Below are 13,638 nucleotides of genomic sequence, written 5' to 3' on the forward strand. Positions count from 1 at the left end.
GAGCGCGCCCGCCCGCGCCACTACGCTGATGCGCCTAAACGGCGGTAACGTAGCGCGCGACCGGCTTCAGCACGCGCGGCGGCGGTGCATCGTAGACGGTGCGCATGCGTTTGACTTCGTCGATCGGGCTCAGGCCGAACAGCCGCTTGAACTCGCGGCTGAATTGCGACGCGCTCTCGTAACCCACACGCGCTGCCGCCGCGCCCGCATTCAATCCATCCTGCACCATCAGCAGACGCGCGTGATGCAAACGCGTGGTCTTCACGTACTGCATCGGCGAGGTCGCCGTGACGGCTTTGAACTGCGCATGGAACACCGCGAGACTCATGCCCGCTTCGGAAGCGAGCATATCGACGTCGAGTTGTCCGTGGTAGTCCGCATGAATGCGGCGCAGTGCTTTTGCAATGCGGCCGAAATGATTCTGATGCGTGAGCGCCGCCCGAATCGCGTCGCCCTGCTCGCCGGTCAACACGCGATAGCAGATTTCGCGCACCACGCCGGGCGCGAGGATGCGCGCATCGAGCGGCGAGGCCAAGGCGTCCATCAGACGCTGCACCGCATTGCAGAGCGCCGGGTCGAGCGGCGTCGAATAGATTCCGACCGGTTCGTTCTGCGCGGCGCCCTGCGTTTCGTTCAGCGCCATCAACAACTCGGCGACCATGGTCAGATCGACGCGGATCGAAATCGCGAGAAACGGCTTTTCCACGCTCGCCTCGGTCTCGCATTCGAACGGCAGCGGCACCGACAGCACGAGGTACTGCTGTGCGTCGTACTGGAACACCTGATCGCCGAGAAAGCCGCGCTTGCGGCCCTGACAAACAATCACGATGCTCGGCTCATACATGACCGGCATGCGCGGCATGGGACTGTTCGCGCGCATCAGGTTGACGCCTTCCAGACTCGAACGCGTGATACCGGGATTGGGCGCGAGCACGTCGAATAAATCGATCACGCGCTGTTGCGCGGGATCGGCCGAGACGGCTTCAGCAGAACGGGTTGACATGACGGTATAGTGACGAGCAAGAGAATAATGCTTGAAATTTAGCATCAAACAGCCTACTGCGCTTCCTGCCAGGAGTTTTAGGCAAATCTTCAAGACATTCAGGTATTCCCGCACTCCCGCTCGGATCCTATGATGGGAACCCTGCCGGATCATCCTTTTCCGCGCTGTGCCGGGCCTGGTTGCCAATTCAATGCTTCGGCGGATTCGTCAACCACTGCCGGCGCTGTGATCCCGGTCTCATGTCAGGGTTAGCCGCAGCGGCAACACGCGTTGCCCGTCGCTGGCGCCTTGCACCATCACCCTCTTTGCTGGAGCTACCCATGAGCACGACTTATGCCTATGCAGCGACCGCCGCTACCGCGCCGCTCGCCCCGTTCGAAATCCAGCGCCGCGAACTGCGCGCCCATGACGTGCAGATGGAAGTCCTGTTTTGCGGCGTGTGCCACTCGGACTTGCATCAGGCGCGCAATGAATGGCAGAACACGGTGTTTCCGGTGGTGCCGGGCCACGAGATCGTTGGCCGCGTGACGGCGGTGGGCCCGGACGTGACGAAGTACAAGGCGGGCGACCTGGTCGGCGTCGGCTGTCTGGTCGATTCGTGCCGCACGTGCGCGAGTTGCGAGGAAGGTCTCGAACAGTATTGCGAAAACGGTTTTGTCGGCACGTATAACGGTATGGACCGCGTCGACGGCCAGATCACGTACGGCGGCTACTCCACTCAGCTCGTCGTGGACGAAGCGTTCACGCTGCGCGTGCCGGACAATCTCGACCCGGCGGGCGTCGCACCGCTGCTGTGCGCGGGCATCACGACGTACTCGCCGCTGCGCACGTGGGGCGCCGGTCCTGGCAAGAAGGTCGGCGTTGTCGGCCTCGGCGGCCTGGGCCACATGGGCGTGAAGCTGGCTCGCGCGATGGGCGCACATGTCGTGTTGTTCACGACGTCGCCGTCGAAGATCGAAGACGCGAAGCGGCTGGGCGCGCACGAGGTGGTGATTTCGAAGAATGCGCAAGAGATGGAAGCGCATGCGAACAGCTTCGATCTGATTGTGAATACGGTGGCTGCGCAACACGATCTGAATCCGTTTTTGAATCTGCTCAAACGGGACGGGACGATGACGCTGGTTGGTGCACCGGAGCACGATCATCCGTCGCCGCAGGTGTTCAACCTGATCATGAAGCGCCGCCGACTGGCGGGGTCGTTGATTGGGGGGATTGCGGAGACGCAGGAGATGTTGGACTTCTGCGGTGAGCATGGGATTACTTCGGATATTGAATTGATTCCGATGCAGCAGATCAATGAAGCTTATGAACGGATGCTGAAGAGTGATGTTAAGTATCGGTTTGTGATTGATCTGGATTCGTTGCGGAAGTAAGTGTTTTTTTGCCCGCGCAGCGGTTGGTTTTTTGCGCCTGCGGCGCGGGCTTTTGTTGGAACTCGTTTTGTTTTTTTGCCTGCGCGGCGCTTTGGTTGTGCTCGTATGGTGTTGGCCTTTCCTTGAGTTCATGGTGGTCTATTAGCGTTGCCCCTGTACGGGGCGGCACTTACTTTCTTTGCATGCCGCAAAGAAAGTAAGCAAAGAAAGCGGCTTCAAACCGCTAACTTTTAAGTGGGTCCCCTGGCTTGGAGGGGGCAGTGGTGCATCTGGAATCCGTGCATTCGCACATTCCACCCCGGTGACAAGGCAGTCATTCTTCCGGCGGCGCTACGCGCGCCGCGGCGGTACTTCACTAAACCTTTGGGTATTCGGCGCCTCGGTGGGGCGGGCCGACGCCTTTTCGCTGCTAAAGAAACACCAACGGGTTTCCCCGGCATACCCGTCCGCGACGCACGCAGTGCGGAGTGGGAGCGAATGACGGCTTTGTCACTCACGCGGAATGCGCGAGCGCACCGATTCCAGATGCACCACTGCCCCCTCCAAGCCAGGGGACCCACTTAAAAGTTAGCGGTTTGAAGCCGCTTTCTTTGCTTACTTTCTTTGCGGCATGCAAAGAAAGTAAGTGCCGCCCCGCACAGGGGCAACGCTAATAGACCACAGTGAACTCAAGGAAAGGCCAACACCATACGAGCACAACCAAAGCGCCGCGCAGGCAAAAAACCACCCCTACCCTCGACTGGAGTCTGCACCGTGATTGACAGAATAACTGCAATGCGCACATTCATCCGAATCGTGGACACCAACAGCTTCACCCGCGCAGCGGAATCACTAAACCTTCCCCGCGCGACGGCGACCACCATCGTCCAGAACCTTGAAGCGCTACTCGGCACGGCACTCCTCGCCCGCACCACGCGGCGTCTGAGCGTCACCCCCGAAGGCGCCGCCTACTACGAACGCTGCGCGCAAATCCTCGCCGACATCGACGAAATGGAAGCCAGCATCCGCTATGCCACCGACAACCTGACAGGTCGTCTGCGCATCGAAATGCCCGGCGCCGTGGCAAGCGCCATCGTCCTGCCCGCCCTGGACGACTTTCACACCCGCTACCCGAATCTCGATCTGGCGATCGGCGTGAGCAACCGCACGGTCGATCTGATCTCCGAAGCGATCGACTGCAGCATCCAGCTCGGCGAATTGCCGGATTCGAATCTGGTCGCGCGCCAGCTCGGTACGCTCGAACACGTGACCTGCGCAAGTCCGGCCTATCTGGCCCGTTACGGCACGCCCGTCGCGCTCGACGATCTGCGCGGACACGCCGCCGTCAATTGCATGTCGCCGCACAACGGCCGCGAAGTGGATTTCGATTTCGAGGTGGACGGCGAGGCGCAAAACGTCAAGGTCGACGGCTTCGTCAAGGTCAGCGACGAGCAGGCGTATCTCACCTGCGGACTGCAAGGCCTCGGCCTGATCCAGCCCGCGCGGATCGCCGCCCAGCCCTACCTCGATTCGGGCTTGCTGCGCGAAGTCCTGCCGCAATGGAAGCCCGTGCCGATGCCGGTCTCGGTCGCCTACATGAAGAATCGCCGCGTGTCGCCGCGCGTGCGGGCCTTCGTCGACTGGCTCGCGGAGTTGTTCGAGAAGACCGAACACGTCGATCAGGATCTCTCGCGTGTGCGCCAGTTGTTGCGCGGCCTGCATCCCGCCTGAGGCGGGTGACAGGTAGGTGACAGGCAGGCGCGCGCAGCGCGAACGAGCTCGTTCAGTTCGATAGCGTGACCGGCACCGGCCGCGTCAGCAGATCGACGTAGAAATTGAAAAAGCTCGGATTGTCGAAGCGTTTGACGATCGTCATCCTCTGCAAACCCGCCGGCGGCGAACCCGTATAACCCGTTGCCTTGCCGTCATTGGCGCCGAAGCTCGTATCCACGTCCACCCACTCGTCCACCGTTTGCGTCGCGAACGAAGGATGCATCAGATACGCGAGCGTCAACGTGTCCCAGATGTTCGTCGTGTAGGCCGGGTTCGTCTCGAAGCCGTTCTTGCCGTCGAAACCATAGCCATTCAAGGTCTTGAACAGTTGCGTGATGATGGTCTGCTTCGTCGGATCATGCGCGACGCGGTCGTACAGCGTCTTGTCCATCTTCACGGTGTCCGTCACGTCGAGCGGCACCACCACCTGTTTGACCGGCAGATGCAGCACGGCTTTTGCCGCTTCCGGATCGAACCACCAGTTGAACTCGGCGCTCGGCGTGGTGTTGCCCGGCACGTCGACCGCGCCGCCCATGTAGATGATCTGCTTGATCAACGGCACGATCTCGGGATGCTGGCGAGTGGCGAGTGCAATGTTGGTCAGCGGCCCGATCGCGAGGATCGTTACTTCGCCGGGATATTGCTTCACCGAATCGACGATGAAATCGACCGCGCTCCTGCTCTGCACCTGGGTGTGGGTCGCGAAACCGTCCGGCGGTGCGACGAGGTCGCCATCCGAGGTCGGCTCGGGCGTGCTCCACGCGCCGAGATAGCCGTCGCCTCCGGGGAATTGCGCGAGTTCGGCCTGAATCGTCGCGTAGTCGTGCGACAAGGCGTAATTGGCGCCCGCATACACGCCGATCTGCTTCTCGACGCCGAGGCGCTCGACCGATTTCAACGCATCCGCTACGCCCTGCTTTAGCCATTGATTTCCGGACACTACGGTAATGCCGAGTACTTTCAACGAACCCTGCGCCTGCAATTGCGCCGCCATCACGCCGAGCTGGCCGTCGTCGCTGAGCGTGTTGTAGTCGCTGTCGATAATGACTTTGGGTGGACTGGCGGCCGTGAGATTGTCGCCACCACATGCTGGAATGGCCAGAACTACCGCCAGGATTGCCATGCACTTCAATGCCACGAGAACTCGCCTCATTGATGTCTCCTTTTTTATGCCGCTGTGCCACGCGTATAAGGAGGCCCATCATAGACGTAAAGCGAATGAAATCAAATCGTCATGCTAATTGAATCGCTTATGGAATCAGCTTGCGGTGGCGCAGATCGTCGAAGAGGCGAAACAGCATCGCTTCTGTCTCGACGAATTCGTGAAAGCCGAAACGCCGCGCTTTCGAACCGTCGCCGAACATGTCGTAATCCCACGAGAAAACGAAATCGGCAAATCGCCACGACGATACGTCCTGATAGGCAACGGGCTGCAAGCCGTGCTTGTGCGTCATCGCATTCCACAACGGCGCCTTGTCGGCCATGACCGTATCCAGCGACAGCGGCAGCGGCGGCGCCACGTCGAGTTCGAAATAGCGGGCGATCTTCGGCCACATGTCGTTCCAGCGGAACAGGTCGCCGTTGCTGATGTTGAACGCCTGATTCTCGGCGCGCGGCTCGGTCGCGGCCCACACCGTCGCGCGCGCGAGCAGCCCGGCGTCGGTCATTTCGAGCAGCTTGTCGTAGGCGCCCGGTTTGCCGGGAAAGCGCAACGGCACGCCGAGTTCTTTCGACATCGATGCATACACGGCGATCGCCACCGCCAGATTCATCGGATTGCCGAGCGCGAATCCACCCACCACCGCCGGACGAATCGCCGACCAGTGCCAACGCTTGCCCGCCTGACGCGATTCGAGAAAGCGCTGCTGATCGAACATGAACTCGGGCGGCATGAAGTGCGCGTCGTCCTCGCGTGCCGGCGTCTTGAAGGGACCGAGATGGCCGCCGTACACCTTGTAGCCCTGCATCAGGCTCACATGCTGCAAAGCCGCCGCGATCGGTTCGATCGCATCGAGTGTGTTGACCAGCATCGCGAGATTCGGCGGGACCAGTTCGGCCCAGCTCGGGCGGTCCTGGTAAGCCGCGTAGAACACGTGCGTGACGTGATCGAGGCCGCGCAGTTTTGCGTGCGTGTCGGCCGGATCGAGCAGATCTGCCGCGATGTATCGCACCTGCGGCCTGGTCTCGCCGCCGCGACGCGCGAGGCCGATCACCTCCCAATCGTCGAGCGTGGCGAGATGCTCGACCAGATTGCGCCCGATCACGCCTTGCGCGCCCACCACCAAAGCCACTTTCTTCGTTGCGTTCATTGCGACGCTCCTGATCGTTTCGTTCATCGCGACGGCGCGCGTCGTGCACGCCGTCCGGTCAATGAAAGATATCGGCGCCGCGGTGCTTTCGGTAGACTGCCCGCTGGCACATCACCTGTGAATTGAACTCACGATGGCACGTTTGGACGTGAACCGCTCCGGCGAACTCGAAGTGTTCGTGCGGTCGGTCGAACTAGGCGGCTTCTCGGCGGCCGCGCGCGCGTTGGGGATGACGCCGTCGGCCGTCAGCAAACTGGTGGCGCGGCTCGAAGCCCGGCTGGGCGCGCGGCTCCTCAACCGGTCCACGCGCAATCTGCAACTCACGCCCGAAGGCTGCGTATTCTATGAACGCGGCGTGCGCGTACTGGCGGAGCTCGACGAAACCGAGCGCGGCGCGGCGCTCGGCGCGACGCCGCGCGGCCGTCTGCGTGTGCATGCGAACGTGCCGCTCGGGCGGCATTATCTGCTGCCGCTCGTGCCGGCATTTCTCGATGCCCATCCCGACATCACGCTCGATATCGTGCTGACCGATCAGGTGGTCGATCTGCTGGAGCAGCGTACCGACGTCGCCATTCGAAGCGGCCCGCTCAAGGATTCGCAACTGGTCGCGCGCAAGCTCGGCGACGCCGGCATGGTGATCGTCGGTGCGCCCGCGTATCTCGCGCGTCACGGCACGCCAGGCACGCCTGCGGATCTGCGCGCGCATAACCGGCTCGGCTTCGGTTTCGCGAGAGCGGTCAACGGCTGGCCGCTCCTCGAAGGCGGCCGCAGAATCGATGTGCCCGTCGAAGGCAACGCGCTCGTGAGCGATGGCGAGACGCTGCGTCAACTGGCTGTAGCCGGCGTGGGGCTCGCGCGGGTCGCCGCGTTTCAGGTGCGGGACGAGGTGGCCGCCGGCCGTCTTGTCGTGCTGCTCGACGCATTCAATCCCGGCGACACGGAACCGGTCAACGCGCTCTATCTCGGCCAGGGCGGCCATCTGCCCGCACGTGTGCGCGCATTGCTCGATTTTCTCGTGCAGCGCTTGCAGATCGAATGATACGGATGACTAATGATTGAGCATCGAGCCGCGGCACAGCAAGACCGCTTGGGGATTTTGACGCGCGTTGGCGAATTCACTCACGCGCGACCCTGATAGAAGACACGCGCCACCAGAACGGCGACGCGTACTGCCCGATGGCATTAACGCTGGCAAGTCTGCGGCGATGAACCTGAACATGCCGGGCCTTTTCCCGATAGCCCGGCAGCCCGGCAGCCACACACACAGGCGCTACAACAACGCTTCAGAGAACGTTATAGCGCCCGCCTTCATGCACGTGACGCGTCGATTTACTGCGACTCTTCCGCCCACACGGCATTCTCACGCGCCATCAGCGCCGTCGATGCCGCCGGCCCGAACGTGCCCGCCGTATAAGCGCGCGGCTTGTCGCCCGACTTGGCCCAACCGGCCAGAATCGGTTCGGCCCACGCCCATGCGGCCTCCAGTTCGTCGCGGCGCATGAAGTGCGTGAGGCGCCCGCGAATCACGTCGATCAGCAGACGCTCGTACGCTTCCGCGCGGCGCTCGGTGAAGGCCTGCTGCAAATCCAGATTCAGATTCACCGGCAGCATGTGCATGCCGCTGCCCGGCTCCTTGGCGAGCATCTGCAACTGGATCGACTCTTCCGGCTGCAACTGGATCACGAGACGGTTGCCATAGTTGCGCCCGCCGCTCGGGATGATCGAGAACGGCAGTTCTGAGAACTCGATGACGATCTCCGACACCTTCTTCTGCATCCGCTTGCCCGTGCGCAGGAAAAACGGCACGTTGGCCCAGCGCCAGTTGTTGATATGCGCGCGCAACGCGACGAACGTCTCGGCGCGGCTGCCCGCCGGCACGTTGTCTTCTTCCTGATAGCCCTTGACCGCCTCGCCGTCCACCGCCCCTGCGGTGTACTGGCCGCGCACGGTATCGCGGGCGATGTCCTCGGGCGTCATCGGACGCAGCGAGCGCAGCACCTTGAGTTTCTCGTCGCGGACCGCATCCGGGTCGAGCGACACCGGCGGCTCCATCGCAACGATACACAGCAGTTGCAGCAGATGGTTCTGCACCATATCGCGCAATGCGCCGGTCTTGTCATAAAAGCCCGCGCGGCTGCCCACGCCGACCGTTTCCGCGACCGTGATCTGCACGCTCTTGATGTACGGCGCCTGCCACAGCGGCCCGAAGATCGCGTTGCCAAAGCGCAGCACCATCAGGTTCTGCACGGTTTCCTTGCCGAGGTAGTGGTCGATCCGGTAGATCTGCGCTTCATTGAAATGCTTGCCGACCGCCGTGTTGATTTCCTGCGCGGACGCCAGATCGTGGCCCAGCGGCTTTTCGAGCACCACGCGCGAATGGTCGTCGACCAGCCCCGCCGACGACAGGTGATCGCAGATATGCATGAACAGATCCGGCGACGTCGCGAGATAGAACACGCGGCGCACCCCCTCGCGCGACGCTTCTTTCAGCCGCTGGTAGTCGTCGGCCGAATCGACGTCCATCCGCACGTACTCGAACAGCGCGAGGAATTTGTCCCAGGCGGCGGCGTCGAACGCCTTCTTTTCGATGAAGGGCTTGGCCTTCAGCTCCATGAATTCGTTGATGTACTCGTCACGCGACCAGGGCTTGCGGCCGATCGTGATAATGCGGGTGTCCGGCGGCAGATTGCAGTGCAGATGCGCCATGTACAGCGCGGGCAGCAGCTTGCGAAACGACAGGTCGCCGGTGCCGCCGAAGATGATCATGTCGAGCGGCAGGTTGGGTGTGGCTGAAGCGTGTTGGGTCGTCATAGCGCGGTCGCAGCGTCGTGATGGAGGAGGCGTCGGTCAAGGAGCGGAAAAACGTGGGCGAGACGCCCGCGCCGGCGAACCGGCGCTTTTTTCCGGCAAACGCCTATGGTGCAACTTTTTGGGATTGTTTGCACGGCAACATCTGCCCCACGTTGGCGCAAGATGCCAAGCCGAGGTGACAGAGGCTTGTTTCCTATGGTTTTTGTACGGGTGGAGGCGGGTCGTTTGCGGGGAGTCTTTCGTGCGGGATCTTGTTATGTGCCGCTCGCGTGGGTCTTTCCTGCGGGTCTGGCTGCAAGTCCGCTCCGCCAGGTTGACTGCGTGCCTGGTCCGCCAGTCCTCCTCGCGGGCCTTTCGTGCAAGGCTCACCCGCTGGCAAGCTCGCGCGCCGGGCCTGCCCTGCACGCCCGGCGCCTCCCGCTGCGCGTGCCGATCCAGCCGCTTCTCCGCTCCCTCAGCCGCCTGACAACGCCTCGCGCGCCACCCGGCACGCCGCCAGATCCCACGCCGCGCAGCCGACGCTTTTGAAAACCACCGGCGTCTCCGGTGAAACCCCCGCCGCACTCTCCAGCACCGAGGCAATCCCGCCGACCGTCGCCCAATCCACGCCGGCCTGGATGAAGTCGCCGGCCTCGTGTTTCGCGCCGGCCGGATCGTCGACGAAAAGCGCGCTGGTGGCGATGGTGCGCGCGCCGATCTCGACCATCTCCGGCGTGAACGCGCCGACCCCGATCACGAGCCGCCCGGCACGCGCCGCTTCGTCATAGACCGGCTGCTTGCTGGTGGTCAGCGCGATCACCACATCGACCGACTCGGGAATCGCCTGGCCGGTGAGCGGCTGCAGGTCATGCGCGCTGCCGCGATGCACGGTGCAAAACGCTTCGGCTCGCGCGGGCGCACTGCCCTTCACGAACACGCGGGCGTCGGGGAACAGTTCGCCGATCGCCTGCAGGTGGTTGAGTGCCTGCGTGCCCGTGCCGATCAGCAGGAATTCGCGCGGCTTGCGGACATCGGAGCGCGCGGCGAAGGTCTCGACGCCCAGCATCGACATCGCCGCGGTACGGCGGCCCGTCACGGTCGGGCCGTCGAGGATGAACAGCGTTTCGCCGGTGTCGGCGTCGAAGGCCATGACCTGGCCGTGGATGGTCGGCAGATTGCGCGGCCCGTTGCTCGCGCACACGTTGACGAGCTTGTGAATCGCGAGATCGGGCGCCGTGGCGGGCATCGACAGCATGATGCCGCCCGCGTTGAGCGGCACCACGAGCCGCTCGGGACTCGCAATGCGCTGCTGCGCGTAGTCGATGCTCGCGCGCCTGAGCGCGTCGACGAGCGCCGCATACGGAATCAGCCGCGCGGTCGCGGCGGTGTCGAAAATCTGCGTGGTCGGGCGGGTCATGAGCGGTCGTTCCAATCCTTGGTGAAGGGTTGAGGCCGGTTTCGGGCGTGGTGCATGGGCGGTCGTCGACTGGCGGGACGCATTCGCGTCGCCGGGAGGCGTCGAGGCGCCGCGTGCGCGCCGTGACGGCAAGACGTCACCGTAACCGACCGTGGCGACATTGACCAGTCACGCCGAAAATGCCCGCGGCCTGGCGTTTGAGTGAGTGATCGGGTTGGCGATAAGGCGACGCAGAGGGGCGCGGTCGGTCCGAGACGAAGCACGGCGAGCGGACGCAGCGCACGCGGCCATCACATCTCGACTACGCCATGAACGTGCCGCGCTCGCCCCCCGCGCTTCAGGCCACGCTTCAGGCCACGCTTCAGTCCATATTCAGAGCCAGTGCGCTACACCCTTCGCCGGAGCCCCGATCCGCGACACCCTTCGACCGTCACTGCGACGCGCCCTTATCGTCGGCTTGCTGGCCGCCCTTGAACATCGCGCGACACGCCGGGCTGAGTTCAGCGATGTGCTGCTTCATGCAGGCGGTGATCTTGTCTTCGTTGGGAATATCGGCTGCACAGAAATGCATCGCGTCGCCACGGCAGGCTTTGCTCTGTTCGTCGCGACTTGCGGCATTCGCCGGGATGGCAGCGAGGGCGAACAGGCTGGCAGCAAGGAGGCAATAGGTTCGTTTCATGTCAGCTCCGATTTCGCAAAGGTCGACGAAAATCACCAGCAGAAAGCGGGCCCGATCACGGCGCGAGGCGGTCTCGCGCGTTGCCTCGCCTGCCGGACGACCAGCCGGTCACCCCTGGCGACTCACACTCGCCCTCGCTCGTCCCCTGACGCGCCCCGGCCAAGCGTCATCCCGCGCCCCGCATAGAACCGCTTCATCGTCTCGAACGGCAGATACGCATCGGCCTGATGCGGCGCGATACCCGATGGATTATGAAACCATACGCCGTCGCGATCGCGTCCGTGCAGCAGGATCAGATGACCGCCCCGCCGCTGATTCGGCCGGTCGGGATAGCGGATCTCGGGGCTCACGGAAACGATCGCCAGCGTATCGGCGTTCAACCGCGCGGCGATCTCCTCGAGCGACGCCTGCGGGAGCACCTCGACCTGAATGCCGAATGCGTCGCCCGCCCATCCGGCAAACGGCCGGTAGATCATCCCGTCGACGCCGCCGTCCTCGCGCAACCGGTACACGCCATGCCGCAGGGCGTCGTCGAGCAGCGCGGCGCGCGGCGCGTGTCCGATGCGCCAGTAGTCGAGCGCGGATTCGAGGCACGTCAGGCCGCACAGGCGTTTGGCCCAGAAACGATAGCGCTGCGGGTCGGTGAAACCGCTACGCTGCCAATGCGGATCGTCGCACGGGTCGCAGCGCTCTTCGACGATGTGCGCAACCCATTCGGGGCTGCCCCATTGTGTGTAGTACGGCACGTTGGCGTGGCGCAGAGTCGGTTCGTGATGGCTCATCGGTCGGATGCAAGGTTGCGGGTATTTACAGCATGCTGCGGGGCCGCTGCATCGTGCCGTCGAAGAAACGTTGCAAACGGAACGCCGATAGATCGAGCGAGGCCGCGCCACCGTCGTTCATCTCGGCGAGCAGCTTGCCGACGATCGGCCCCATCGCGAAGCCGTGCCCGCAAAAACCGGTGGCGATCGTCAGACCTGGCACCTGCGGCGGCGCGTCGATCACCGGAATGCCGTCGGGCAGGACGTCGATAAGACCGGCCCACGATTCGACCACCTGCGCGTCTCTCAACGCCGGGAACAACGCGCGCAGTTTTTTTAACGCGCGCGGCGCGTGGCCGACGTTCGGCTGCGGATGCGGATCGCGCGGATGCAGCACGCGCTCGCTCTGCGGCACGCCGCCGGCCAGGCGCTCGCGCAGATCACGCAGACAGGCGCCGTTCAGATGGAAGCTGAACTTCGCGCGCTGCTTCCACAATTCGGGCAAAAACCACTTGAGCGCGCGGAAATGGCCGAGGGTCATGTCGACATCGACTTGCATGTCGTCGGCGAGATTGATCGCGCCGTTCGCGCGCTGGCGCACGCCGAGACCGTGCCCCCAAAACGTGGATGCGGTGATGCGCGGCAGCGGGTTGGTGCGCATGCAGGTGCCGCGCACCGCCTGCTGCGGCAGTTCGAGGCCCAGCGTGTCGAGCAGCCGCCAACTGCTCGCGCCCGCCACGCAGATGAACCGCGAGGTGCGCACCGTGCCGCGCTCCGTGACCACGCCGGCAATCGCGCCCCCCGCGCGTTCGACGCCGAGCACCCCGCAGCCTTCGAAGAACAGCGCGCCGGCTTCGGCAGCCCGCGCCGCGAAGGCGGCTGCGGCGCGGCGCGGTTCGGCCTGGCCGTCGCTCGGCGTATAGAGCCCGCCGAGCGCGGGGCCGTGCATGCCGGTCACCACCGTGTCGATCTGCCTGCGATCGAGCGTGCGCGTGTCGAGCCCGTACTGACGCGCCACGTCCATCCATTGCTGGAACGAAATCCAGTCCTCTTCATCCGACGCAACGTACAGGCAGCCGCCTTGCCGCCATTCCAGATCGAAATTCAACTCGCGTTCGAGCTCTGTCCACAGCGGGATGCTCGCCATCATCAGCGGCACTTCCGCGGCTTCGCGGCCCTGCTGGCGCACGAAACCCCATGCGCGCGACGACTGCTGCCCGGCGATCCGCGATTTGTCGAGCACCACTACCGACAACCCGCGGCGCGCCAGATAGTAGGCGGCCGCGCAGCCCATGATGCCGGCGCCCGCGATCACCACATCGGCATGGCTCGGGAACAGTTGGTCGGCGGAGGTGAAGTTCGCGTGCAGCGGGTAAGTCGTGGTCATCGGGCAGGCTGGTTTTAAGTGTGTGCATCATCTTCGCAGGCAGGCGGATTGTCCGCAATGCCGTGCGGCGGCCGAAGGCCGCGACGCCGGTGTCTGCGCGATGCAGCACTATTTATTCGTCTCGCAGATATTTGCATATTATTCGCCTGGCAGATATTTGCAAAATA

At 63.6% G+C, this 13,638-nt stretch carries 11 protein-coding genes; 3 read left to right on the top strand and 8 right to left on the bottom strand.

Annotation, left to right across the window (positions count from 1 at the left end):
- Positions 1 to 34 precede the first annotated feature (34 nt).
- On the bottom strand, positions 35 to 1,003 hold the full coding sequence (locus ACZ9H4_RS26695) for an AraC family transcriptional regulator (RefSeq protein ID WP_408148450.1): 969 nt from the start codon (positions 1,001 to 1,003) through the stop codon (positions 35 to 37).
- A gap of 320 nt (positions 1,004 to 1,323) precedes the next feature.
- Here ACZ9H4_RS26695 and ACZ9H4_RS26700 point away from each other — a divergent pair, with 320 nt between their 5' ends.
- Positions 1,324 to 2,376 carry an NAD(P)-dependent alcohol dehydrogenase gene (locus ACZ9H4_RS26700; RefSeq protein ID WP_408325840.1) on the top strand — a complete coding sequence of 351 codons (1,053 nt, stop codon included), beginning with the start codon at positions 1,324 to 1,326 and terminating at the stop codon, positions 2,374 to 2,376.
- A 753-nt stretch (positions 2,377 to 3,129) separates the two neighbouring features.
- Complete coding sequence (locus ACZ9H4_RS26705) at positions 3,130 to 4,086, top strand: LysR family transcriptional regulator (RefSeq protein WP_408148454.1); 957 nt, start codon at positions 3,130 to 3,132, stop codon at positions 4,084 to 4,086.
- A gap of 52 nt (positions 4,087 to 4,138) precedes the next feature.
- On the opposite strand, the gene ACZ9H4_RS26710 is transcribed toward ACZ9H4_RS26705, so the two are convergent.
- Together ACZ9H4_RS26710 and ACZ9H4_RS26715 are read right to left on the bottom strand one after the other, a co-directional pair.
- Positions 4,139 to 5,281, bottom strand: coding sequence for a nucleoside hydrolase (locus ACZ9H4_RS26710; RefSeq protein WP_408325834.1), 1,143 nt, complete (start codon positions 5,279 to 5,281; stop codon positions 4,139 to 4,141).
- A gap of 97 nt (positions 5,282 to 5,378) precedes the next feature.
- Complete coding sequence (locus tag ACZ9H4_RS26715; RefSeq protein ID WP_408325831.1) at positions 5,379 to 6,437, bottom strand: SDR family oxidoreductase; 1,059 nt, start codon at positions 6,435 to 6,437, stop codon at positions 5,379 to 5,381.
- 133 nt (positions 6,438 to 6,570) lie between these two features.
- Between ACZ9H4_RS26715 and ACZ9H4_RS26720 the strand changes: the two genes are divergently transcribed.
- Positions 6,571 to 7,476 carry a LysR family transcriptional regulator gene (locus tag ACZ9H4_RS26720; protein ID WP_476121672.1) on the top strand — a complete coding sequence of 302 codons (906 nt, stop codon included), beginning with the start codon at positions 6,571 to 6,573 and terminating at the stop codon, positions 7,474 to 7,476.
- A 290-nt stretch (positions 7,477 to 7,766) separates the two neighbouring features.
- Here the strand turns inward: ACZ9H4_RS26720 and zwf are convergent, their stop codons facing one another.
- From zwf to ACZ9H4_RS26745, 5 genes are all read right to left on the bottom strand, one after another.
- Entirely contained in the window at positions 7,767 to 9,248 is a 1,482-nt protein-coding gene (zwf, locus tag ACZ9H4_RS26725) for a glucose-6-phosphate dehydrogenase (protein ID WP_408148462.1), read from the bottom strand.
- A 454-nt stretch (positions 9,249 to 9,702) separates the two neighbouring features.
- Positions 9,703 to 10,644, bottom strand: a complete 942-nt coding sequence (lhpI, locus tag ACZ9H4_RS26730; protein ID WP_476121674.1) for a bifunctional Delta(1)-pyrroline-2-carboxylate/Delta(1)-piperideine-2-carboxylate reductase — start codon at positions 10,642 to 10,644, stop codon at positions 9,703 to 9,705.
- 430 nt (positions 10,645 to 11,074) lie between these two features.
- Positions 11,075 to 11,323, bottom strand: coding sequence for a hypothetical protein (locus tag ACZ9H4_RS26735; protein ID WP_476121676.1), 249 nt, complete (start codon positions 11,321 to 11,323; stop codon positions 11,075 to 11,077).
- 122 nt (positions 11,324 to 11,445) lie between these two features.
- Entirely contained in the window at positions 11,446 to 12,105 is a 660-nt protein-coding gene (locus tag ACZ9H4_RS26740) for a C39 family peptidase (protein WP_408325827.1), read from the bottom strand.
- A 25-nt stretch (positions 12,106 to 12,130) separates the two neighbouring features.
- Positions 12,131 to 13,471, bottom strand: coding sequence for an NAD(P)/FAD-dependent oxidoreductase (locus ACZ9H4_RS26745; RefSeq protein ID WP_476121678.1), 1,341 nt, complete (start codon positions 13,469 to 13,471; stop codon positions 12,131 to 12,133).
- Positions 13,472 to 13,638 lie beyond the last annotated feature (167 nt).

It is taken from the genome of Paraburkholderia sp. TE9906 (assembly GCF_056279605.1).

Bases quoted from the DNA above. Each gene is read 5' to 3' on its own strand.
- ACZ9H4_RS26700 (WP_408325840.1), top strand. From the start codon at position 1,324: ATGAGCACGACTTATGCCTATGCAGCGACCGCCGCTACCGCGCCGCTC.
- ACZ9H4_RS26710 (WP_408325834.1), bottom strand. From the start codon at position 5,281: ATGAGGCGAGTTCTCGTGGCATTGAAGTGCATGGCAATCCTGGCGGTA.
- ACZ9H4_RS26715 (WP_408325831.1), bottom strand. From the start codon at position 6,437: ATGAACGCAACGAAGAAAGTGGCTTTGGTGGTGGGCGCGCAAGGCGTG.
- ACZ9H4_RS26735 (WP_476121676.1), bottom strand. From the start codon at position 11,323: ATGAAACGAACCTATTGCCTCCTTGCTGCCAGCCTGTTCGCCCTCGCT.
- ACZ9H4_RS26695 (WP_408148450.1), bottom strand. From the start codon at position 1,003: ATGTCAACCCGTTCTGCTGAAGCCGTCTCGGCCGATCCCGCGCAACAG.
- ACZ9H4_RS26740 (WP_408325827.1), bottom strand. From the start codon at position 12,105: ATGAGCCATCACGAACCGACTCTGCGCCACGCCAACGTGCCGTACTAC.
- ACZ9H4_RS26745 (WP_476121678.1), bottom strand. From the start codon at position 13,471: ATGACCACGACTTACCCGCTGCACGCGAACTTCACCTCCGCCGACCAA.
- ACZ9H4_RS26720 (WP_476121672.1), top strand. From the start codon at position 6,571: ATGGCACGTTTGGACGTGAACCGCTCCGGCGAACTCGAAGTGTTCGTG.
- zwf (WP_408148462.1), bottom strand. From the start codon at position 9,248: ATGACGACCCAACACGCTTCAGCCACACCCAACCTGCCGCTCGACATG.
- lhpI (WP_476121674.1), bottom strand. From the start codon at position 10,644: ATGACCCGCCCGACCACGCAGATTTTCGACACCGCCGCGACCGCGCGG.